The sequence below is a fragment of the Haloferax larsenii genome (assembly GCF_024730625.1).
GTDB lineage: Archaea > Halobacteriota > Halobacteria > Halobacteriales > Haloferacaceae > Haloferax > Haloferax larsenii.
The window spans coordinates 1,760,638-1,783,397 of record NZ_CP078063.1; the positions used below are offsets into that span (position 1 = coordinate 1,760,638).

24 protein-coding genes and 1 tRNA gene are annotated in these 22,760 nt (G+C 61.3%); 12 read left to right on the plus strand and 13 right to left on the minus strand.

The window, feature by feature from the left end; genetic code table 11:
* Nucleotides 1-675 carry a thioredoxin family protein gene (locus KU306_RS09175; protein ID WP_258301769.1) on the plus strand — a complete coding sequence of 225 codons (675 nt, stop codon included), beginning with the start codon at nt 1-3 and terminating at the stop codon, nt 673-675.
* On the opposite strand, the gene KU306_RS09180 is transcribed toward KU306_RS09175, so the two are convergent.
* From KU306_RS09180 to KU306_RS09205, 6 genes are all read right to left on the minus strand, one after another.
* A complete protein-coding gene (locus KU306_RS09180) occupies nt 676-1,077 on the minus strand; it encodes a universal stress protein (protein WP_007538908.1) in 402 nt (133 codons plus the stop codon).
* A 74-nt stretch (nt 1,078-1,151) separates the two neighbouring features.
* Nucleotides 1,152-1,409, minus strand: coding sequence for a DUF7520 family protein (locus KU306_RS09185; protein WP_007538909.1), 258 nt, complete (start codon nt 1,407-1,409; stop codon nt 1,152-1,154).
* 358 nt (nt 1,410-1,767) lie between these two features.
* Nucleotides 1,768-3,513 carry a cbb3-type cytochrome c oxidase subunit I gene (locus KU306_RS09190; RefSeq protein WP_049918544.1) on the minus strand — a complete coding sequence of 582 codons (1,746 nt, stop codon included), beginning with the start codon at nt 3,511-3,513 and terminating at the stop codon, nt 1,768-1,770.
* Nucleotides 3,514-3,620: 107 nt separating this feature from the next.
* Entirely contained in the window at nt 3,621-3,971 is a 351-nt protein-coding gene (locus tag KU306_RS09195) for a DUF6684 family protein (RefSeq protein WP_007538911.1), read from the minus strand.
* Nucleotides 3,972-4,075: 104 nt separating this feature from the next.
* Nucleotides 4,076-4,441 (minus strand): DUF7541 family protein, encoded by a 366-nt coding sequence (locus tag KU306_RS09200; protein WP_007538912.1) that lies wholly within the window; start codon nt 4,439-4,441, stop codon nt 4,076-4,078.
* Between the two features lie 85 nt (nt 4,442-4,526).
* Nucleotides 4,527-4,730: a VNG_1110C family protein gene (locus KU306_RS09205; protein WP_258303389.1), complete on the minus strand. Its 204-nt coding sequence runs from the start codon at nt 4,728-4,730 to the stop codon at nt 4,527-4,529.
* Nucleotides 4,731-4,947: 217 nt separating this feature from the next.
* Between KU306_RS09205 and KU306_RS09210 the strand changes: the two genes are divergently transcribed.
* Together KU306_RS09210 and KU306_RS09215 are read left to right on the plus strand one after the other, a co-directional pair.
* Entirely contained in the window at nt 4,948-6,060 is a 1,113-nt protein-coding gene (locus KU306_RS09210) for an OBG GTPase family GTP-binding protein (protein ID WP_008323484.1), read from the plus strand.
* A complete protein-coding gene (locus KU306_RS09215) occupies nt 6,057-6,521 on the plus strand; it encodes a TIGR04206 family protein (protein WP_258301770.1) in 465 nt (154 codons plus the stop codon). Before KU306_RS09210 ends, KU306_RS09215 begins: the two co-directional genes overlap by 4 nt.
* Nucleotide 6,522: 1 nt before the next feature.
* On the opposite strand, the gene KU306_RS09220 is transcribed toward KU306_RS09215, so the two are convergent.
* On the minus strand, nt 6,523-7,965 hold the full coding sequence (locus KU306_RS09220) for an MATE family efflux transporter (RefSeq protein ID WP_258301771.1): 1,443 nt from the start codon (nt 7,963-7,965) through the stop codon (nt 6,523-6,525).
* A 135-nt stretch (nt 7,966-8,100) separates the two neighbouring features.
* On the opposite strand from KU306_RS09220, the gene KU306_RS09225 reads away from it, so the two are divergent.
* From KU306_RS09225 to artA, 3 genes are all read left to right on the plus strand, one after another.
* Nucleotides 8,101-8,880 (plus strand): VOC family protein, encoded by a 780-nt coding sequence (locus tag KU306_RS09225; protein WP_258301772.1) that lies wholly within the window; start codon nt 8,101-8,103, stop codon nt 8,878-8,880.
* A gap of 249 nt (nt 8,881-9,129) precedes the next feature.
* Entirely contained in the window at nt 9,130-11,724 is a 2,595-nt protein-coding gene (locus tag KU306_RS09230; RefSeq protein ID WP_258301773.1) for an ArtA-dependent S-layer glycoprotein, read from the plus strand.
* Nucleotides 11,725-11,906: 182 nt separating this feature from the next.
* Entirely contained in the window at nt 11,907-12,839 is a 933-nt protein-coding gene (artA, locus tag KU306_RS09235) for an archaeosortase A (RefSeq protein WP_258301774.1), read from the plus strand.
* A 36-nt stretch (nt 12,840-12,875) separates the two neighbouring features.
* Here the strand turns inward: artA and dph5 are convergent, their stop codons facing one another.
* Nucleotides 12,876-13,682: a diphthine synthase gene (dph5, locus tag KU306_RS09240; RefSeq protein WP_258301775.1), complete on the minus strand. Its 807-nt coding sequence runs from the start codon at nt 13,680-13,682 to the stop codon at nt 12,876-12,878.
* A gap of 143 nt (nt 13,683-13,825) precedes the next feature.
* Here dph5 and KU306_RS09245 point away from each other — a divergent pair, with 143 nt between their 5' ends.
* The 3 genes from KU306_RS09245 (at nt 13,826) to KU306_RS09255 (ending at nt 15,209) form a co-directional block, all read left to right on the plus strand.
* Nucleotides 13,826-14,368 (plus strand): DoxX family protein, encoded by a 543-nt coding sequence (locus tag KU306_RS09245; RefSeq protein WP_258303390.1) that lies wholly within the window; start codon nt 13,826-13,828, stop codon nt 14,366-14,368.
* Nucleotides 14,369-14,474: 106 nt separating this feature from the next.
* The gene (locus KU306_RS09250) at nt 14,475-14,675 is read left to right on the plus strand and encodes a DUF7542 family protein (protein ID WP_007538922.1); all 201 of its coding nucleotides are present in this window, start codon (nt 14,475-14,477) and stop codon (nt 14,673-14,675) included.
* A 303-nt stretch (nt 14,676-14,978) separates the two neighbouring features.
* The gene (locus KU306_RS09255; RefSeq protein WP_007538926.1) at nt 14,979-15,209 is read left to right on the plus strand and encodes an Lrp/AsnC family transcriptional regulator; all 231 of its coding nucleotides are present in this window, start codon (nt 14,979-14,981) and stop codon (nt 15,207-15,209) included.
* Nucleotides 15,210-15,279: 70 nt separating this feature from the next.
* Here KU306_RS09255 and KU306_RS09260 read toward each other — a convergent pair whose 3' ends face one another.
* The 3 genes from KU306_RS09260 to KU306_RS09270 all read right to left on the minus strand — a co-directional run bounded on the left by KU306_RS09260 (nt 15,280) and on the right by KU306_RS09270 (nt 17,314).
* A complete protein-coding gene (locus tag KU306_RS09260) occupies nt 15,280-15,975 on the minus strand; it encodes a hypothetical protein (protein ID WP_258301776.1) in 696 nt (231 codons plus the stop codon).
* A 178-nt stretch (nt 15,976-16,153) separates the two neighbouring features.
* Nucleotides 16,154-16,226 (minus strand) — tRNA-Thr (locus KU306_RS09265).
* Between the two features lie 101 nt (nt 16,227-16,327).
* The gene (locus KU306_RS09270; RefSeq protein WP_258301777.1) at nt 16,328-17,314 is read right to left on the minus strand and encodes a class I SAM-dependent methyltransferase; all 987 of its coding nucleotides are present in this window, start codon (nt 17,312-17,314) and stop codon (nt 16,328-16,330) included.
* 264 nt (nt 17,315-17,578) lie between these two features.
* On the opposite strand from KU306_RS09270, the gene KU306_RS09275 reads away from it, so the two are divergent.
* Nucleotides 17,579-18,274, plus strand: coding sequence for a helix-turn-helix domain-containing protein (locus KU306_RS09275; RefSeq protein ID WP_049918526.1), 696 nt, complete (start codon nt 17,579-17,581; stop codon nt 18,272-18,274).
* A gap of 48 nt (nt 18,275-18,322) precedes the next feature.
* Nucleotides 18,323-18,766, plus strand: a complete 444-nt coding sequence (locus KU306_RS09280; protein WP_258301778.1) for a universal stress protein — start codon at nt 18,323-18,325, stop codon at nt 18,764-18,766.
* A gap of 57 nt (nt 18,767-18,823) precedes the next feature.
* On the opposite strand, the gene KU306_RS09285 is transcribed toward KU306_RS09280, so the two are convergent.
* Nucleotides 18,824-19,267: a universal stress protein gene (locus KU306_RS09285; protein ID WP_258301779.1), complete on the minus strand. Its 444-nt coding sequence runs from the start codon at nt 19,265-19,267 to the stop codon at nt 18,824-18,826.
* 76 nt (nt 19,268-19,343) lie between these two features.
* On the opposite strand from KU306_RS09285, the gene KU306_RS09290 reads away from it, so the two are divergent.
* Complete coding sequence (locus tag KU306_RS09290) at nt 19,344-20,051, plus strand: TVP38/TMEM64 family protein (RefSeq protein ID WP_007538943.1); 708 nt, start codon at nt 19,344-19,346, stop codon at nt 20,049-20,051.
* Here KU306_RS09290 and KU306_RS09295 read toward each other — a convergent pair.
* Nucleotides 20,026-22,731 (minus strand): cation-translocating P-type ATPase, encoded by a 2,706-nt coding sequence (locus KU306_RS09295; protein ID WP_258301780.1) that lies wholly within the window; start codon nt 22,729-22,731, stop codon nt 20,026-20,028. The genes KU306_RS09290 and KU306_RS09295 overlap by 26 nt on opposite strands.
* Between the last annotated feature and the right edge of the window lie 29 nt (nt 22,732-22,760).

Consider the following 22,760-nt stretch of genomic DNA (forward strand, 5'->3'; position numbering starts at 1 on the left):
ATGTCGGCGACACACCCAGACCCGGAGACGGCCCTCGACACGCTCATCGCAGCCGATGCTGTCGACGAAGCACCCGACGGGACGTTGACGACGACCGAAGAGTTCGAGAAAGTACTGGCCATCTACCACGACGTCTACGGTGCGGTATCGACCGAGGAGTTCCACCAGACGGTCGTCGACCTCTTCGACGTCGACCCTGACTCCGTCGAAGCCCACCTCGAAGCGTACGACGTCGGCCGGACAGACGTCGTTGCGTATCTCGCTGCCCAGTCGTTCCTCGACGTTCCGGTCGGTCAAGACCTGCTCACCGTCATGGCCAGTTTGCTGGTCGAGATTACGCCGTCGTCGCCGGTCCCGGACCAACTCTCGGAACTCGACGACGACGCGTTCGAGGCGTTTCTCGAATCGAACCCGGACGCTGTCGTCACCGTCTGGCGACGCTTCTGCACGCCGTGCGACGAGATGAAAGACGACCTCGACGGGTTTCTCGACCGGGTCCCAGCGGACGTTGCCGTCGCTGGTCTCGACGGTGAGGCGACAGACGATTTCTGTCGACGGTACGACGTCGACACAGCGCCGACGGTGCTGTGTTTCCGCGACGGAGAACTGCGAGAATCAGCGTCCGGCCGAACGTCGCCCGACGACGTCGAACGACTCGTCGACCGCGTGTACTAGTTACGGCCGCTTCGTCTCACCCGTCACCATGACGGGGCGGTCGGAGTTCAGGATGACCGACTGCGTGACGCTGCCGAACAGTGCTTTTCCTGCAGGCGACCGCTTTCGCCCAGCGGTGACGATGAGGTCTGCGTCTTCTTTCTCTGCGAACTCGACGATGACGTCTGCAGGGTCGCCAGAGGATTCGTTCACGTCGTAGGCGATTCCGTTGTCTTCGAGGTACTCACTCGCTTCTCTGACCGAGTGCAGTTGTGTCGCGGACGCACCGCTCGGGTTGTCGGTGAAACTGTGGACGAGCGTCACCTCCTTTTCGGAGGAGTCTCCAGGAAGATTTACAACCTCCTCGACGCAGGCGAGTGCGTGTTCTGTGTCGTCGTCGACGCCGATTACGATGTGATACATACTATCACGTCCCACGGGCCGATATTAGTGTTTGTGCTGATTCTCGGCCCCCGACCTCGACACCGTCGTTCGAATTACTCGGTCACGTCGTCTATCTCGCTGGAGACGTAGACGACCAAGAGAAGGGGAATTCCCAACACGAGTGCGATAGTCAGTGCGCCGTACGCCGCGAACCCGAGGGGAGTCGCAGGGAACGCCACGAGAAAGAGGAACTTCGGCGGTCGAAGTCCCGAGACGAACGTCCCCGTGAGAAACCCTGCGACACCGGCGACGGTGACGAGCGCCGCATACAACCCGATGACGAATCGCTGACCGCGGACGTTCGAGCTCACGTCTCCGGATGTGTGGGCGACGGAGTTAGCGGTTTTCGTTCGCTGCGGACACACCGATGCACCTTTCTTCGCACACACTAACGGTCGCGTATGTCGGACACGGACATCCTCGGCATCATCCTCGGCGGAATCGCGCTCTTGATGTTTGTCGTGGGTATTCTGCTCGTCGTCTGAGACTCGACTCGTTTTCGGCTCGTCGTCCAACGAGCAACTGCGCTGGTCGCTGCCAGCGCCCACAGAGCGCACAGTCACCACGAGAATCGTCGCTTGCCCAGCTGCCCAGTCGTCACCAAATTCGATAGCGACCGCTCGGAACTGAGCGGTCGAAAGAAAGAAACCGAAGTGTTCGTGGCAGCGATTACTCGTCGTCCGCGTCGGTGACGGTTTCGCCACCGTCGGTCGCGAGTTCTGCGTCTTCTTCCTCACCGCCGTCGGTGACAGCGGTCTGGAGCTTGCGTTCGAACCAAGTCCACTCCGCAGTGGTGAGGTTGTCCTCGCCGAGGTCCCACGGGTCGCCGTCTTCGACCTTGGGGCCTTCGAGCCACGACTGGACGAAGTTCCAGACGAAGATCATCTGACCGACGAGCAGGATGAGCGCGCCGACGGTCGCGAGCTGGTGCATCGTCGCGAACTGCGGCAGGTAGGTCGCGTAGCGACGTGGCATGCCACCGTAGCCGAGGAGCACCATCACGAAGAACGTCAGGTTGGTCCCGATCATCGACAGCCAGAAGTGCCACTTACCGAGCGTGGTCTGGTACATCCGGCCGGTGTAGATGGGGAACCAGTAGTAGAGGCCGGCGAAGCCAGCGAAGGCAATCGCGCCCATGACGATGTAGTGGAAGTGACCGACGACGTAGTACGTGTCGTGGAGGATGAGGTCGATCGGAATCGACGCGAGGAAGACCCCAGTGACGCCACCGATAATGAAGTTCGACACGAAGCCGATACAGAAGAGCATCGGCGTCGTGAGTCGAATGTTCCCGTTCCACATCGTCGTAATCCAGTTGAACGTCTTGACTGCGCTCGGTATCGCGATAGCCAACGAGACGGCCATGAACGAGGCGCGAAGACGGGGGTCGATACCCGTCGCGAACATGTGGTGCGCCCAGACACCGAACGAGAGGACGCCGATTGCGAGCGTGGAGTACACGACGAACTTGAACCCGAAGAGGCGACGACCCGCAAAGCGGGGGAGCACGAGGCTCACGATACCCATCGGGGGCAACACGAGAATGTACACTTCGGGGTGACCGAAGAACCAGAACAAGTGTTGCCAGAGGATTGCGCCGCCATCGACCGAGAAGAACGCCGTGCCGAAGTTCCGGTCGAGAAGCAGCATCAGAATCGCGCTACCGAGAAGCGGGAACGCGAACAGGATGAGTCCCGACTGCGTCAGGATGGTCCACGAGAAGATGTCGAGGTTCGCCCACGTGACCTTCTCGTTGCGTTCGGTGAAGATGGTCGCGATGAAGTTGATCGCACCCATCGTGGCCGAGACACCGGTGAGGTGCAGTCCGAGGAGCATCAGGTCGACACCCGCGTTCATCTGGTTCCCGGAGCCGACACCCGCCGAAAGCGGCGTGTACATCGTCCAGGCAGTCTGTGCCGGGATTATGTCCGGAATGGGGAAGAACCCGGCCCAGATGAGCAACGCTCCCGGTGGCAAGAGCCAGAATGCGATAGCGTTGATACGCGGGAACGCCATGTCATCCGCGCCGATGAGAAGCGGAATAAAGTAGTTCGAGAACGCCGCGATGATGGGCGTCCCGAACAGGAACAACATGGTTATCCCGTGGCTGGTGAGCAACGAGTTGTAAAACGTGTTCGAGAGCAGCGTCATCGAGGGGTCAGCCAGTTCGATGCGCATCGCGACGACCATCAGGCCACCCACGGCGAACGCAATCAGCGAGTAGACGCCGTAGAGCATCCCGATGTCTTTGTGGTCGACCGTTGTCAACCAGCGGATGAGTCCTGAAGGCTTCTCCTCCGAGACGTACTGCTCTTTGGTACCTCCGACGGCCCCACCACCAGCGAGAGGGGTATACGACCGCCAATCTTCGATCCGCGCGAGCCACGCGGCGACGGCGATGAGGAAGACCCCCATGAGCACCGTCAGTGCTAACTGTCCGTTAACCTCCATGGAAGTGGGTGAGGAGTGCAGGGTAATGAAAGGTTCGGGAACGCCCTGCGCTACAGGGGGCTTTAAGCCCGTTATTCAGCAGTCTCTTCCGCGTCGGCGTCGGCCGATTCTTCGAGCGCTGCTTCTGCCTTCTCTTCTTCTTCGTGCAGCGGTCCAACGCCCGGAACTGTCGCCTGCCCCGGCGGGTACACGGTGCCGGACTTCTCGGACCCTGCGATAGCTTTTCCAGAGAGGTACGTCAGCACCGCGAGCAGCACGAACGGTGCGATGAGCAGCGTGTACTGAAGCCCGGAGGCGAGCGATTCGAACCCGAACGGGTTGACGACGGCGAAGGCCACCACGAAGAACAGAATGATGGCCAACGGCACCATGTTGACCGTCAAGTCGAGGATGGTGTCCTTGTCGAACGTCTTGGTTGCCATATTGGGTCTCTCGGGGAGGCTGTTCAAATAGATTGTTGGTTTCTCGCGCGGTATCGAGTCAACTGTACTCTCGTCCTGACCCCAACTGCACCTCCTGACCCGACTCAGATTGCCTGTTTGTTGTCCCAAACGAACAGTTCGAACGCGACACCACCGACGAGGAGCAACGCGGCGGCGGCAATCGTCGCGTATCCGCGAGTAACCAGATTAATTTCGGTGAACGCCAGTGCGCCGCCGAAGGCGAACAGAATCGCCGAGAGAACGACCAGCGAGCGTATCGTCGACTCGACGTACCCCGACTCTTTCAACATCCCCGCGATGCTCCCGCAGAACAACAACAGTCCGCCGACTGCGAGGGGAAAGACACCGAACAGGAGACCGAGTTCGGAGATTGGGATGCCGAGGGCGACGAACACTGGCCATGGGCTGGCAGTGCGGTACTGGTCAGAGAGACCCGGCGCTTCGTCCATACCCGCCCCTTGGACTGTGAGATAACAAGCCCTTCGGAACTGTGATTCGAACGCCGCTGGATACACAGGGGCGAGAGACTAGTCTTCAGGGGGTCGCAATACCACGCCGTGCGAGAAAGTCGCTGACGGCGCGAACCTCGACCGGACTCCCGATGATTCTACACATTCCCGGTGCGTGTTCGTAAATCGTGACGACGAACTCGGTTTCTATCTCCTCACGAATGTCTGCGAGAAGTTCGCACGGGAGGAGTATCTGGGTGCTGTCACGGAACGTACTGGGGTCCGGCATTGCCTTCATCGGCGCGTCGAATTCACCCACAATAATCGTGCCGAATATATTCGCATCATATTGAGATTCGTGCGCACACGCGAGAGCGCCAAAGAAAAATACAGAGAACACGCGTCGTCGACGCGAGCAATGGACGGAGAACGCAGGTCCGGGGGTGTGCTACTCCCTCGGGTCGGAAGGAAAGGGTTTTTCGACGGACGCGGCGGAACTTGTGACGATGGGACTGGAGGAAGAGATCGAAGATATCCGCGAGGAGATCGCCAACACGCCCTACAACAAGTCTACTGAGGGCCATATCGGTCGATTGAAGGCGAAACTCGCGGAGTTGAAAGAGAAACTCGAGAACCAGAGTTCGGCGGGTGGCGGCCAAGGCTATGCAGTCGAGAAGACGGGCGACGCGACCGTCGCACTCGTCGGGTTCCCCAGTGTCGGGAAGTCGACGCTTATCAATGCCCTCACCAACGCCGACAGCGAGACCGGCGAGTACGAGTTCACGACGCTCGACGTCAACCCGGGGATGTTGAAGTACAAAGGTGCGAACATTCAGATACTCGACGTCCCGGGCCTCATCGAGGGTGCCGCTGGCGGCCGAGGTGGCGGAAAAGAAGTCCTCTCTGTCGTCCGCACCGCCGACCTCGTCGTCTTCATGCTCTCGGTGTTCGAAATCGAGCGGTACGAACGACTCTGCGAAGAACTCTACAACAACAAGATTCGACTCGACACGACGCCGCCTAATCTCTCTATCAAGAAGAAAGGGAAAGGTGGAATCAACGTCACAAAGAGCGACAGTGTCGACCTCGACGAGGACACGATAAAGGGTATCCTTCGCGAACACGGCTTCGTCAACGCCGAAGTGACGCTCCGCGGTGAGACGACTATCGACGAACTCATCGACGGCATCATGGAGAACCGCGTCTACCTGCCGTCTATCGTCGCCGTCAACAAGGCGGACCTCATCGACAAGGACTATCTCCCGACCGTCGAAGAGAACCTTCGCGACGTCGGTCTCGACCCCGACGAGGTGACGTTCATCAGCGCCGAGGCCGAGAAGGGCCTCGATTCGCTGAAAGAGGAGGTTTGGGACGCGCTCGGACTAATTCGCGTCTATATGGACAAACCTGGACGCGGTGTCGACTACGAGGAGCCACTCGTCCTCCACGAGGGCGAAAACACCATCGACGACGCCATCCAGAAACTCGGGGCCAAACTCGACGAGCGATTCCGATTCGCCCGCGTCTCTGGACCGAGTGCGAAGCACGACGACCAGCAGGTCGGCCGCGACCACGAACTGGCCGACGAAGACGTGCTCCGCATCATCGCCCAGCGGTGACCACCCAGACCACGGACGGTTCTTCTTCAGCTCTCGACGACTCTCGCTTCGGTCGATTCCTTCTCGTCTTCTTCGCCGGTATCGCTCCGTGGTCCATCCAGACGTACGCGTCCGGGTCGATTACGCTCCTCTTTGCGTGGGGACTCTTCACACCGTCTCCGGTGAGTATCACCACGATTACCGACTTCTTCTTCCGATTCACGCGGGGACTTCCAGAGTACATCCTCGTGTGGCCGCTGGGCGTCGCCTGCTATCTCGTCGCACTTGCAGGAGTAACGTCTGGACTGCTCTTCGACCGCGAAGACGTTCGGCTTACTGTCGCTGGGCTCGTCTGTGCCGGGCTTACCCAACTCGAAGTCGCAAGGGGATTTTCGGTGCAACCGGGACGAACTGCGTGGCCACTCGGGACAGTACTCCTGTGGGCCGTCGCGGGGTTCCTGTACTGGTCGCGTGACCGGTGATTCAGTCGCCCGCTGGTGACTCTGGGCGGTAGTCCCGACTGACCGCTTTCCATGTTCCCGTTTGGAACCGATAGTAGTTGAGCGTCGCCGGAATCGTCGTCTCGGCGACGAACGCGAGGTAGAGGCCGACGAGACCGAGCGACGTGACAGAGCCGATGTACGCAAGCGGAATCGACCCCAAGAACATCCCGACGAACTGGCTCCCAAACGTCCATCGGGTGTCGCCACTGGCGTCGAGTGGGCCTGCCGACCCACCGGACACCCCCTGCAGAATGACGGCGAGACACGCGACGTGTACGAGGTCGACCGCGATAGGGACCGCTGAACTCGTCGGGTCGTCGACGAAGCCAAGAACGATAGTTCGTGCGAACACCGCGACGATGAGTGCGGAGACGAGGTACGTCGCCACGGCGAACCGGATGACTTCGTGCCCGTATATTTCCGCCGTCCGTTCGTCGTCTTTCCCGAGTGCTTGTCCGACGAGACTCGACGACGCTAGTCCGAAGCCCCAACCGGGCGTGTTCATGAGGCCCCAGATACGCCGTGCGATGACGAACGCCGCGACGACGTCGGGGCCGAAACTGTCGACGATAGCGAGCATCGGGAACTCCGCGACGGTCCACACCAAGCCGCGTCCCATCACTGGCAGGCCGATGTCGACGAGGTCGCGGAGCGTCTCCGGGTCGACAAACTGGCCGAAGGGGTCGATAGTGACTGGGAACGCTCCGACACCCGGGAGTCGTCCGCGAGACAAGCCGATAACGAATGCACTCGTTACGACCACGTTCGAGAGGACGGTCCCCAGTGCCGCGCCGAGGACGCCTAAACCGAGTCCGAAGATGAGCACCGCGTTGATGCCGATGTTGATGACGGCCCCGCTCCCGCGCAGTGTCATCGCGGTGTAGGCGTCGTCGGCACCGACGAGGACGCGGCTTCCGATAAGGTTGAGTCCCGCGAATGGAACGCCCAGTCCGACGATTTTGAGGTATTCCGCGCCGAGTCTGATAGCATCAGGCTTGTCGGTCAAAAGCGACAACAGCTCGGTCGGGAACATCCAGAACACCGCCGTGACGGGGAGTGTCGCCACGACGGTCAAGAACGCGCTCGACCGCACTGCCAGCCCCAACTCGTGCAGTGCGTCGGCCCCGTATCGTTGTGAGACGAGTGCGATAGTCCCGCCCGCGATACCGCCACCGAGGGCGAATGCGAGTCCCCAGAACGGTCCCGCGAATCCAACACCGGTGATTGCGACGGTCCCAGATGCAAGCCCAACCATCGCAACGTCCACGGCGTTCTTCGACATGCGGGCGATGCCCGTTACGATGCGAGGCCACGCGAGGTCGGTCGTACGGACCGCTCGCTCGCGGTCGACGAGGCCGAGCCGAGAGAGGGCGAGGCCGATACCGAGGATGAGAAGCCGCACTGGATTGGGGAGGGCAGACACGACTATGGTATTCCGATGGCGGGTACTTATGCGGCACGTCTTGAGCGACACACCACCGGCTAGACACCGTGTGAACGACATTCGAAGGCTTCCGGGTCCGGTATGCTTTTCGACAGTGAGTTACACCACTCGGGTATGTCCGGAACCCTCGACCACGTGATGCTCCGCGTCGAAGACCTCGACGAATCGCTCGACTGGTATACAACCCACCTCGGTTACGAGGAGAAAGGTCGGTGGGAAGCCGAGACGTTCACCAACGTCTATCTCGGCCCGGAAGACCTGCACGAGGATGGTGCGGTCCTCGAACTCACGTACAACCACGGCGACCACACCTACGAGATGGGTGACGCGTGGGGACACATCGCCGTTCGCGTCCCCGAGGGAGAACTCGAAGACGCCTACCAGCAGCTCATGGACGAGGGCGTCGAAGACTACCGCGACCCCGAGTCGTGCGGCGGTCGCTACGCGTTCGTGAAAGACCCGGATGGCCACGAAGTCGAAATCGTCCAGCGGAATCAGGGCGCTAAGTGGAGTCTCGACCACACGATGATTCGAGTCGAGGACGCCGACCAAGCACTCGGATTCTGGACGCGGAAGTTCGAGTACGAACACACCGGTCGCTGGGAGTCCGACACCTTCGCGAACTACTTCATGAAGCCGAAGGACGCCGCAGAGGAGGCGATGGCTGTCGAGCTTACGTACAACTACGACGGTCGAACCTACGATATGGGCGACGCGTGGGGCCACCTTGCCGTCCGTGCCGACGACCTCGGCGACTACTGGGAGGCGCTGATGGAACGGGAAGCCGAAGACTACCGTGACCCAGCGTCCTGTGACGACCGGTACGCCTTCACGAAGGACCCCGACGGCCACGAGATAGAGATTCTGCCGTCGGACTTCGAATCGCCTGAATAACTAGTACTAGCTTCACTCCGGCGTTCGGCACCAAACAATCTCTGGCACTTATTTTCATCTAGACAACAGTATTTATCTCTGGAGTGTATTGTTACCAATAGAATACACAAAGCATTTATATCCCCTTGAGATAGGTCCGGGTGTACCCCTACCCAAGGTGATTCCAGCGAGTAACCCCGCGCCCTGACCTACCCCTGGGCGTATTTGGGACGAAAGCTGCTTCGCCGCTTGCAGAAACATCTCTAAACAATGACACGCAACAAACAGATTCGCGCAGTTCTGCTCTCTGCGCTGATGGTTCTCTCGGTCTTCGCCGGTTCCATCGCGTTCACGGGCACGGCTGCTGCGACTGCTCAGTCTGTTAGTGTTGGTTCTTCGACGTCCTTCACGTCGGACACGACCAACCTGACTTCTGTAACGGTTCAAGACGATGCGACTGGCTCCGGCGACGGCGCCATGCACGTATTCGTTGACGAGAATGGTAACGGCGCTTTCGACTCTGGCGAAGCGAATGTCAGCAACTCCTCTTACAGTGCAAACCCGGTTAACTTTGCAAACCTGTCGATTGCTGGCCTGTCCGAAGGTGACTACACGGTTCACGCCTTCGAAAATGCTTCGCTGAATGATGGTGACAACTCGTTCGACAGCAGTGTCACCATCTCTATTGACGACACCAAGCCGTCCCTCCTCTCCGCCATCCACTACCAGAACGGTAGCGCAAAGGCTGACGGTGAGGTTGAGGTCGCGTTCGACGAGAACGTCAAGATCAACTCCATCAACCTGACCGATGGTGAGGACTTCAGCGTCACGAGCGAAGACATCAACGACAACGGTCGCGTTGTCTTCCAGCTCAGCGACGTCTACACGCAGGACCTCGAAGTTGAGTACACGGTCGAAGACGATGCTGGTAACGAAGTCTCCGGCACCGAAGACGTCACGTTCGCGCCTGTCTACGTGAGCGGCACCAACAACAACACGGCCTACAAGGGCTCCACTGTTGCTGTCGTCTCGAACAGCACGAACGAAGACGTTGCAGTTGACGCAGTCGACGAAGACAACGACTACGTGTTCGACGGTTCCACCGGCACGAACAGTAAGGTCTTCCTCTTCGACACGTCCGACCGCGAACTCGACTCCTACGAGTTCGAATTCGACAGCCAGACGTCCTCCGTCGACGTCCGTGACCTCGGTCTCGAAGTCTCTGTCGACGACCTCAACATCACGGATGAAGACGCTCTCGAAGGCTCGATCACGGCGCACGCCGACGGTCGTACCGTCGACGTCGTCGCGCTCGACGATGACGGTGACGAAGTCGACGGCGCTTCCCAGACCCTCACGCTCGACGGTCAGGGTGAAGCCGACTTCGACCTGGGCTCCCTGGACGCCGGCGACTACACCGTCGAAGTGACGGACACCTTCTCCGGTGTCACCGTCGAATCTGACACGGTCTCGGTCTCGAAGGCCAAGGACTCCACGTCCAACTTCGGTACCTCCGTCGTCACCGAACAGGTCGGCGACATCGCTGAGATCACCGTGACCATGGAAGGCACGGACGAAGTCGACGTCATGATCGGCGGCGACAACCTCGGTTACACCGCGAACGCAACCGTCGAAGACGGTAACGACGACGGCGAAGTTATCCTCCTGTTCAACACGTACGACGCTGACGACGCTGACTCGTTCAGTGTCGACGACAGCGACGACAGTGTCACCATCGAGGACGCGAACATCACGACGGGCGTCACGACCACGCTCGACGCTGGTGACTACGACCTCGAAGTCTCGACGGGCGGCGACGCCGACAACGTCGGCACGCTTGTCCTCGAAGAACGCAGCACGACGTCTCAGAAGATCTGGACGGCCCCGACGGGCGCAGACCTCACTGAGACCGAAGACGTCTACGACGCCATCGACAACGGCAACCTGACGGAATCCGACGCTGTCGCTAACGGCGACTTCGTCGTCCAGCAGGTCTCCGCCACGGGTCTCGAAGGCGCATTCGACGAGTCTGACTTCGACGCCCTCACGGGCTCGCAGTTCAACGTCACGGTCGAGCAGACCAACCCTGGTCCGAACCGCAACGCGAAGGTTCTGGGCATCAACAGCTCCAGCGCCACGGTCATCGCTGACGGCGACAACGACACGTACTTCATCGCCTACGACCTCGACGACGTCTCGTCCTCGCGTACGGACTACTACGACAGCAACGCCGACCAGTTCGCTGTTGAAGACGACGACGCGTTCAACGCGACGTTCACCGTCCTCGAAGACGGCGACCTCGCCGAGGACGATGAGTCCGTCTCCGCAGAGTACGAAGTTGTCGAGCCGACGCTCGACCTTGACCAGGACGAATTCGGTGTCGCGGCTGCTGCTGATCAGACCGTCTCCGGTACGGCTTCGGTCGCACCCGGTACGGCTCTCACCATCCGCGTGAAGTCCGACGGCGACACCCAGCCGCGCTTCCTGAAGACCTCGACGGCCTACGTCCAGGCTGACGGAACGTTCTCGTCCACGTTCGACTTCTCCGAGCAGAACGAGAACGACACGTTCGAAGTGACCGTCTCCGTCGACTCCGGCTCCGCTGAGGACGCCTCCGCTGACGGCGTCGTTGGCGCTGCTGCTGAGCAGACGACCAGCACGCCTGCAGAGACGACGGACGCTACGGAAACCGCTACGGCAACGCCGACGGCAACCGCCACGGCAACGCCGACGGCAACCGCTACGGAAGCCGCGACTGAGGAACCCGCAGAAGAGACCACTGAATCCAGCACGCCTGGCTTCGGTATCGCTGTGGCCCTCGTCGCCCTCGTCGCTGCGGCACTCCTCGCAGTCCGCCGCGACTAACTCCGATAGCTAACTACCACCGGGAACTTCCCCGGTCCCCTCAACGTTCTTTTATTGGCCTCGTCTCGCGAGCGATAGCGCCAGGCTCCGTTCGCACAGAAGGTCACCCACCCCAACCGGTCGAGCGCACTGGGCGCACGCAACGACAAGGGATTTAGTGACTGCACGACATCCCAACACGTATGCCCGGACTGCTCTCTGATATCCTCGCTTGGGTGGTCATTGCGACCTTCGTGGCAGGTGTGGTTGCGACCGGTCGTGACCGCGGACTCGGCCGCAACGTGATGACTGCTGGGTGGGTTCTCTTTGCACTCTTTTGGCTCCAACTCATTCCGCACTTCACGCTCGTTCACAAGAGCTACATCGAGGGGCTGTTGACTATCGCCGCTGTTCCAGCATCGCTCTATGCTGGGTGGCTCCTCTACAGCGGACGAGACTCACTCTTCGTCCTCTCGCGCGCCGTTGCAGCCATGGGTGTGGTCTACTTGCCTTTCGAGACGATACCCGCGTTGGCGCTTCTCGGAACGACGGTTCCTGCACCGCGTGGAGTACTGATGGAGACCGTCGCCGCACAGACGAACTTCCTCATCGAATCGCTCGGTTACTCGACGACGATGATTACTGGCGACGAAGGCTATCTGAATACCTTCTTGTGGATGCAGGGCACCCACCGAATCGAGGTCTCGGTCGTTCTTGCATGCACTGGCCTCGGAAGTATCGCCATCTTCGCTGGCCTCATCGCGGCAGTTGACGCACCGATTCGTCGCAAGGCCCGTGGTCTCGCGATTGCGGTTCCCATTATCTACGCCCTGAACCTGCTTCGGACGACGTTTATCACCATCTCGGTCGGCAAGCAGTACTTCCACCTGTTCGTCGACGAGATTCTCTTCTTGTTTGGGTCGTCTGACCCCTACATGGTCTCGTTTTTCATCTCCGACCGAATCATCAGCCAAGTGCTCGCTGTGGTTGCACTCATCGGAATCACGTACTTGGTCGTCCGAGAGGTGCCAGAACTGCTCACCATCATCGAAGATGTCCTCTATATGATCACTGGTGAAGAACACGACCTGCGCGCCGAGCTCGGCATCGACGTCCCGGACGACCGGCGAGCATAGTCTGGGCGGCGACGAGTTTCGCGGAACTAATCCTTTTTAGAAGTCGTCGAAGCGGTCCGCTGGTGCCCCACCGAGAGCCATCAGCGCGTCGGCTTCGACGTGGTGGACTTCTCCGGGGATGATGAGCATGTGAAGCGGCTCACCGAAGTCACGCTCGGCGAGTGCTTCGAGTCGGTCCGCGGCGACGACAGGGTTCGGACTGCCGGCTCGGCAGACAGCCACGCCGAGTGCGTCGGGGTCCCAGTGCTCGGCGAACAACTCAGCTGCGTAGTCGGCCGTCATGTATTCGTCGTCGTCGATTTCGACGCCGCGGCGGCCCTCCCATTCGACTTTGATATCGAGATACACGAGCGTGTGGAGGCCGCGCTCGCGGTTCGCTTCGAGGGAGTCGACGACGCTCTGTGGGACGGGGTCGCCCCCGTGGACGAAGGGGAACGGAAGCGTGACTGCTTTTCCGAAGCGGTAGTTCTGGAGGCCGGTGAGACCGCTTGCGGCTGACTGGGCCGTCACACCGTGGACGAGTCTCGTCTCGATACCGCGTTCTTCGGCGCGGAGTCGAAGGTCGACGTGCGTCGTCGAAATCATCGTGTCACCGGCGGTGAGGAAGGCGACGTGTTCGTCTTCGGCGGCATCGAGAATCTCCTCGGGGTCCTGTTCGACGCCGGCGCGGTCGCGTACCTCGATGTCGATGTCGTGGTACGATTCGAGATCGGAGACACTCGCGCCGACGAGGTGACTGGTGTAGAACTCTGCGAACGCGCGGTCGGCGGCTTCGAGGGCTTCCGCCCCCTCGACTGTGATTGACCGCTCGTCGTACAGACCGAGTCCGGTGAAGGTGAGCATGCTGGTGCTCTGTCGTCGGCGATGATAAACAGCGTGACCTTCGTTGTCTCTCTTAATGTGTGAGAATGACAGCCACGTTATTTTGGCTTGAGGGTCGTACGTCCACCAGTATGGCAACGAGTAGTCGCACACTAGAGACTGAAATGTTCGGACAGAGCGTACGGTTCGAGTATTCGGAGCGGTGGGTCGGATATTCGCTGTTCCTCCTCCGAGTCGTGATGGGATGGACACTGTTCCAAGGGGGCGTCACGAAACTCGTCACGTACCTCGACGCCGACCCGTCGAACAACTGGACCGCCGCGGGATTCCTTGCGAATGCGATTCCCCCGGGGAACCCACTGATGGGGCTGTGGAGTTCGATGGCTGGAAGTCCGCTTATCGACATGCTGAACATGTGGGGGCTGACCCTCACCGGGTTGGCACTCATCCTTGGCGCGTTCGTCCGATGGAGTGCGTTCTGGGGTGCGGTGATGATGCTGTTCTACTGGGCGGCATCGCTACAGGGCGGTCTCCTCACGGGTCTGCCCCTCGCCCACGGGTGGGTTGTAGACGACCACATGGTCTACGCGGTGCTCCTGTTCGGCCTCGGCGCATTCGGTGCGGGCCGCATCCTCGGAGTCGACGCGTACCTCGAAGAGTTGGAGTTCGTCCGTCGGAACCGCTGGATGTCGCTCGTCATGGGCTGACGACCGCGGGACCGTCGGACCTCATTTTAGTGGACGAACTCCCCAGACCGCACATCTAACAGCATGTTCGACGCAATTATCTCGATGGGTGTGCTCTATTCGGACAATGACGACTCCTCGTGCGACGGTTCGCTGTCCGGACTGTGAGCTCGAAGAGACCTTCGAAAAACTCGCCGCAGCACGGCAACGAATCGAGGCCCATCGAGAGGAGACAGGCCACGACCCAGACTGGAAGTTGGGTCGGTTCGCACCCGGCGTAGAGCGGATGGGTGACGAGGCGGGTGTGTGCGGCCTAGGCGACTACTGAACTGCTGTCTGTCGTTTTAGTCCGTTACAACCGATTTTTGAGCTCGATTGGACGGATCCTATGAGACTCATTACAATACGATAGTCAGTGGAACGCGAGTGTATGAGATGTGAACGATGCGGAGCCGACACCACGGTGACCGGGCATACGGTCGATGGGTTCACGGGATACCTCTGCCGAGAGTGCCACGCTGTCTGGGACCGACTGTTCGACTCGGCGTGAGAGAACGCGAGTGTTCGGGTCATCCGATGGTTGCTCACAGTCAGACGTAAATTTATACTTGCTGACAGGCTACATTCACGAATGGTCGAGGCATACGTCACCATCCAGACCGGTGCAGGAACCGCGCGGGATGTCGTCGAGCAGCTACGCACACTCGACAACGTCGTGAAAGCGAGTATCGTCGCTGGCGAATTCGATATCGTCGCCGAGGTCGAAGCCGACTCGGAGCGCGACCTACTCGGACTCATCTCCGACGACATCCAACAGTTCGAAGGCGTCGGCCGGACGAGCACGTGTATCGTTCTTGGGTGAGCCGACTGAGGGGTTGAAGCCGTATCCTAACGTCGGCCGGTTCCGGAGGCTGACGCACCAGAACCCCCGTTCAGAGACCGAAGTGTGAATCGCGCTCGACGACTGTGTACCCTTGCACCGACAGCGCCTCGCCGCGGTATCGCTCCGCGATGAACTGCTGCGGGACACGTCGCAGTCCGAATCGCCGATTCGACGTGTACTCGATGTCGATAGTCGTCTGGCCGTCGCTGTTGTCGGTGCTCCCGCTGGCATCGTTGCCGTTGGTTCCGTCGTCGCCCTCGATTGTCGCGAGATACGTCGCCCACGGCTGGTCGTTCACTGTCACCTCGACGGTGACTCGGTGTGCACCGTCTGGCGTCGGCTCCGCTTGTGTCTGGAGGGTCAGTTCGGCAGTGCGCAACCCGAACAGATACGAAATCGTGTACGTTACCTCTCCGTCTCCCGTCGTTACCTCGTCCGCGACGCCCCACTGAAACGCGAGCATCGGTGGCGTCGGGCTGGCGAACGCGTCGACGACAGTCGCCGGAGCGTCGTCAGACCGGAGTCGAACCGTCCCGTACGACTGTAGAATTGGCGCGCGGGCGACGACCACCAAGATTGCAGCGACGACGACTGCGGGCAGCAGTGACGTCAGCAGGTAGCTCCCGAGGAACAAGGACGTGACGAGTGCGACGACGAGGGTACTCAACAGACGCTCGCGCCTGTAATATCGCTGTGCGACTGCGAGCACTTCCTGTGGTCGTTCGATGTCGTTCGTGGAGGGCATCGTGTGGACTGCTTCTCGCCCGGCAATTAGTTCCGTTGAAAATAGTGGTGTGTTGGGTTGAAGGGTGTAGTACGGTGGTGGTGGAGAGGATTGTGAACCACAGTCGCTCCTTGCAGTCGCTCCTTTGTTCAAATCCCTCCACGCGAGGCTCTTCAACCTCACTGTGTTCGGTAGAAAGAGCCGGTGGAGGGATTTGAACCCTCGGCCTATTCCTTACGAAGGAATCGCTCTGCCAGCTGAGCTACACCGGCGCGGTGGGCTTTCGAACGCATTCTTCCGTACCCCGGTTACGTAATTAAGGCTTGCGAATCACCGTGGTGTCTGGTGGTCGCCAGCACGCCGCTCGACTGTCCTACTGCCGTCTCGTCAGGCGAACGTCGAGACACACGTTGTACTCGTGAGGCGCGTACGACCGGACGACTTTCTCTTCGAGCACTTCCACCTCGAACGCCGGTTCGGCGGCGTCTCGAATCGCATCGAGTCCGGGACCGAACGGGTCGTCCTCGTGCTGGATATCGTAGAAGTGAACGACACACTCGTCGGCGGCGAGTTTGACCGCAGTCTCGACGAACTCGTTTGCGCTGTGCGGGAGGTTCATGACGAGTCGCTCCGCCCACCCTTCGTAGTCGGCGGCGACTTCGCGCACGTCGCCCTGAATCGCGGTGATGCGGTCGGAGACGTCGTTGCGGTCGGCGTTCTCCCGAAGATACTCGATAGCCGATTCGTTCAGGTCGCACGCGACGACCTCGGCACCGGTGGCCGCCGCGGGAATGGCGAAGGGACCGATCCCAGCAAACATGTCGAAGACGTGTTCGCCCGGTCGAATCTGCTCGACGACGCGATGGCGCTCGGTGGCGAGGCGAGGCGAGAAGTAGACCGACGCGATGTCGAGATGGAACTCGTGGCCGTACTCCCGGTGGACCGTCTCCGTGGAGTCACCGACGAGCACGTCCCAGTCCCGAACGCGGAGTTCGCCCTTGATTTTGGACGCGCGGTTGACGACCGTCTCGGCGCGGAGGTCCGAGGCGACGATAGCGTCTGCAATCTCGCGGGCGCGTTTGTCGTCGTCTTCGTCGAGGATAACCACGTCGCCGAGCCGCTCGTAGGACGGCTCGAATCCGAGGATGTCGGCGGGGTTCGTCTGTGTGTCTCGGTCGGGTGCTTCGTACTCGACAACCTCGAATTCCGATGGCACGGCGTCGGCGTCGACGACCGGGATGTAGAGGTCCCCGTCGACGACCGAAATCTGGTGGTCGTGGTCCAGCAGGTCAGCGTCGGCGAGTTGCTTCCGCGTCTCTTCACCCGATTCCCGAGGGACGCGGACGCACGGCACGTTCATACCCTCACCAATCGTGCCCACCGAGTAAGGGTGACGCTTCGCCACTGGTATAAAACAGCCTGACCAATCAGGGAGCACGTATACGTCGGTGGCACGTGAACGACTCGATGCCCACAAACTCGACCGGCATCCGTCGTGCCAGTGGGCATGCCTCTGACACTGTGGATCTTGCCCGGGTCCACATTTCGGTTCTCCGCATTCACTTCTCGACATTCGAGTTCCAAATGTGAAATTTTACGCACCAGGGGTGCGGGATACTAATAGATGAGTTGTATCGCGGAGTTTACGATTCGAAGTTGGGACCTCCCGTTGATGGGAGCCTTCGAGCGAGCACCCGAGATGCGACTCGACGTGGAACAGACGATTACCACGGAGTCGGGACGACCGGTGCTCTTCGTCTGGGCCGACAGCGGCGACTTCGACGCCTTCGAGGCTGGCTTGGACGACGACGAGACAGTCGTCGACCCCACACTGATGGAATCCTTGCCCGAACAGCGCCTCTATCGTCTGTTCGTCGCCGACGATGCAGACACGACAGTGTTTCCGACCGACGCCGAAGTCGGGGCGTCTCGACTCGATGCCTCGTTCACCGTCGACGGTCTCCACACCCGGATGCGATTCCCCGACCGCGACGCGCTGCGCTGCTACCGGCAGCGGTGTGCCGAACGTGACGTAGAGATGTCCGTCCACCGAATCTACCGCGGTGACACGACCGACCAAAACGGCTACGGACTCAGCCCCAAACAACGCCAAGTCCTGTCACTCGCCGCGAAACGTGGGTACTTCGAGGTTCCGAGAGAGGCCTCACTGACGGAACTCGCCGACGAGTTGGATATCTCGGCGCAGTCCACGTCCGAACGCCTCCGCCGAGGCGTCGACCAACTCGTCAGTGCGACGCTCGCCCCGGAGTCGAACCTCGATACCGGACCCGATTCGCCTTCGCTTCGGGACGGCGAGTAACGTGCATTCTGGGCCGGTTTTATCGCTCAGTCGTGCGTTTGATTCGATATGTTCGACCACATTCTCGTTCCGACAGACGGGAGCCGGCACGCGCTGCGGGCGGCCGAGTACGCGGGTGACCTTGCGGCGACCTACGGGGCAACGCTCCACGTCCTCTACGTCGTCGACGTCCGAACCACGCACGCCGACATGCCGCTCGACGACTCCGAGTCACAGACACGCGGCCAGAAGGCGGTCCAAACGGTCGCAGACGTTGCGTCCGACCACGACGTGCCCGTCGAGACGGAGATTCGGGTTGGGGTTCCACACCAGGCCATCGTGGGATACAGCGACGAGCGCGACGTCGACCTCGTCGTGATGGGAACCCACGGAACCAGCGGACTGGAGCGGTACCTCATCGGGAGCGTCGCAGAACGAGTGATTCGTCTCTCTGACGTTCCGGTCATGTGTATCCCTCCGACCGATGAGGACGACGCGGCGAACGAGAGGTGACTGACTGCGAGAAGACTGCAGTCAGCGAGCGGTAGTCGGTCAGCAAACGGGAGTCAGTCAGCGAACGATAGTCACGCTGACCGGCGCGCGCGTCGCGACGAGTTCGGCCACGCTCCCGAGGAGGAGATTCGTCTCTCCGGAGCGTCCGTGGCTCCCGACGTAAATCGCGTCCACGTCGGTGCCCCGAGCGTACTCGACGATAGCCCGAGCGGGGTCGCCGCGACGTGTCTCTGTCTCGACGTCGACACCGGTCCCGTCGGCGAGGGCGGTGAGTTCTTCGAATATTTCGTCGGCAATCTGCTCGGCTTTCTCGTACCACTCCGAGGACCCATGCAGTGGTTCGAGACTCACGTCTACGTCCAGCGGTGCGCTGTACCCGGGGTCGGACGGGTCGATGACGTGGAAGGCGATGACAGTCGATTCGGCGTCGCCGAGCGCCTCCTCGAAGGCACGCTTCGAAAGTGGTGAGCCATCGACGGGAACGAGAATGGTGTCTGCCATGTGCGTAATTACGCTCTCTCGACACAAAAGCACTCCTGCGACTGGGTTTTTCTCGGTGGCGCGAGACGTGACACGCGTGGTTCGTGTCCCAACACTCTTCGAATCTCCCCGCGACCGATGGCGGACGCTCGTCCTCGTAAGTGTCCTCGTCGCCGCGGCAGTCGTCGGTGGGTCGCTCGTCGTCGAGCGCGTCCCGATTCTCGCCGACCCGCGAGCACTTCGTGCGTGGCTCCTTGACTTCGGTCCGCTCGCGCCGCTCGCGTTCGTCGGCGTCCAGATACTCCAGATTCTGGTCGCCCCGATTCCGGGACAGGCACTCGGCTTCGCCAGCGGCTATCTCTTCGGGGCGGCGCTGGGGACGCTGTACAGTATGATTGGTATCGTCGTCGGAACGGCACTCGCCGTCGCACTCTCGCGGCACTTTGGCCGCCCCTACGTCGAACGAGTCGTCGCCACGGACACGCTCGACCGCTTCGACGGGCTCGTTGCAAACCACGGCCTCGCAGTGCTGTTTCTGTTCTTTCTCGTCCCGGGGCTACCGGACGACGCGCTCTGTTTCGTCGCAGGGCTGACCGACATCCCCGTCCGGCGTATCGTCGCAGTCGCCGCCGTCGGGCGGCTTCCGGGATTCCTTCTCGTGAACATCGCTGGCTCGGCGGCGGCCGACGCGAACGGACCGCTTCTCGCCGTCGCCATCGGACTCCTCGCCGCCGCGTCGGTGTTCGGCTACCTCTATCGGACGCGACTCCTCGGCCTCGTCACCGACCGAACAGCCACTCGTTGACTCGGAAGACCACGAGGTTCGCGAGGAGGAACGGGACGAACGCGCCCGCAACCCACCCCCACTCGCGGAGGCCGAGCGGAACGACGCCGAACGCGCCTGCGATGGGCGTGTAGAGAAGCAGCATGTGAAGCGCCAGCGAGAGACCGACCGCACCGACGAGCCACAGATTCGACAGTACCGAGAGTCGGTAGCGGAGCCTAACCGACTGCGTGCGAACCAACTCGGCGGTCACGAGGAACGTAAACAGGACCGTCTGTGCGACGACGAGGCTCCCGGATTCCGCGAGCGCATAGAAGAACGCGCCCAGTCCGGTCACGGTGAGCGCAACGCCGATACCGACGATAGACGCGATGGTCCGGTCGTCGAGGACGCCTTCGTCTCGTGGGCGCGGCGGGCGCTTCATGACGTCACCCGACTTCGGGTCGGCACCGAGCGCGAGCGCCGGGAAGCCGTCGGTGACGAGATTGAGCCACAGCAGGGCAACCGGCGTGATGACGAGTCCAGACCCTGTGCCGAACACGTCCGGGAACAACAGTGCGCCGAGCAACGTTCCGAGGAAGACGACGAGCACTTCTCCGGCGTTGGCGGACAGGAGGTAGTTGACGAACTTGCGGACGTTGTCGAAGATTCCCCGGCCTTCGGCGATGGCGTCTCGGATGGTGACGAAGTTGTCGTCGCGGAGGACCACGTCTGACGCCCCCTGTGCGACCTGCGTCCCGCGTTCGCCCATCGAGATACCCACGTCTGCGTTCCCGAGCGCCGGTGCGTCGTTGACGCCGTCTCCAGTCATCGCCACGGTGTAACCCACGTCTTGGAGCGCCCGAAGGATACGGACCTTGTGCTCGGGTTCGACGCGAGCGAACACGTGGGTCTCCTCGATTGCGTGGTGCAGCTCTGACTCGCTCATCTGGGCGATATCGCTGCCCGTGAGAACCGCGTCGGCGTCGATACCGACCTGCGTGGCGATGGCGCGAGCCGTCTGTGCGGTGTCGCCCGTGGCCATCGTGACCTGAATACCCGCGGACTGGCAATCGGAGACGGCAGCGGCGACCCCCTCTCTCGGCGGGTCGGTCATCCCCTGCAGTCCGAGGAAGACCAACCCGGATTCGAGCGTCTCCCCGTCGGCGTCGGGGTCGACCGCGGGCGCGTACGCGAACCCCAACACGCGAAGCGCGTCGTCGGCGAACGAGGCCGTCGCAGCCTCGATTTCACTGCGGTACTCTTCGGTCAACGGTTCGATGTCGCCGTCGACAAGAATGCGGTCACAGCGGTCGAGGACGACTTCCGGACCGCCTTTCATGAGTGCGACCGGACCGTCTCCCGGAGCGTCGAACTCGTCGACGACGACGGTCATTCGACGCCGCTCCGACGTGAACGGAACCTCGCTGAGTCTGTCGTCGACACCGTCGACACCGGCGCTTTTGGCAGCCGTGAGAAGCGCGATTTCAGTCGGGTCGCCGCGATGCGTGCCATCGTCGAGAACCGTCGCGTCGTTACACGTCACGCCGCAGGCGAGAAGGGCGCTGAGTGCAGGGTCCATCTCGGTGGATTCACCGCCGAATTCGACAGCCCGTCTTCCCGGCACCCACGCTCTCGTGACCGTCATTCGGTTCTCGGTCAGCGTCCCCGTCTTGTCGGTGACGACGAAGTCAACCGCCCCGAGGCTCTGGACCACAGAGAGGTTGCGAACGAGCGCGTTTCGTTCGAGCAGCGTCCGCGACCCGAGTGCGAGCGTGAGCGTGACGACAGCGGGCAACCCTTCGGGGACGGCGGCAACCGCGAGCGTGACCGCGACGAGGAGGACGACAACCGGGTCCGTCGCCGTGACGAACAACTGGATGAGCGCGATGACGACGATGAGTGCGACGATGCCGACGCCGATTCGCCGCCCGAGTCGGTCGACCTCGCGCTCGAACGGTGTCTTGCGCTGCCGGACGTTTTCGAGTTGGTCTGCGATGTCTCCGAGTTCGGTGTCCATGGCAGTACCGACGACGACCGCTTCGGCCCGCCCCCGAACGACTGTCGTGCCCGCGTGGAGGACACTCCGGTGTTCGGCGAGTGGTGTCGCTTCCGCGACCGATGCAGGTCCCTTCTCGACGGGTGTACTCTCACCGGTTAGCGTCGATTCGTCTGCTCGGCAGTCGGCGGTGTCGAGAATCCGAGCGTCAGCGGGCACGGCGTCACCCGCATCGAGGATGAGGACGTCACCGGGGACGATGTCTTCCGCGGAAACCTCACGAAGCGACCCGCCACGGCGGACAGTCGCACTCGGCAGTGTGAGTTCCTTGAGTGCTTCGAGCGCCTTCTCAGCGCGGTAGTCCTGAATGAATCCGAAGATGCCGTTGCCGAACACGATGAGAAAGATGAGCGCGGCGTCGGTGTACTCCGGTTCGCGCCCCGGAAGCAGGCCGACCGCAAGCGAGAGGCCCGCAGCGACGAACAACAGGAGGATGAGCGGCCCGGTGAACTGTGAGACCAAAAGCGACAGTGGAGAGACGGACTCGTCTTCGACGAGTTTGTTTGGCCCGTAGCGTTCGAGTCGGCGTTCGGCCTCGTCGCTGTCGAGACCATCGGCACTGCTGTCGAGTCGAGAGAGCGCCGCATCTGGTTCGAGTGCGTGCCACGGGACGTCCGTCGCCTCTCCGTCGAGTGGTCGTTCACGCGTCGCCTGCTCGTGCACGTTTCACGTGGACGACACGCGAGAAGGTA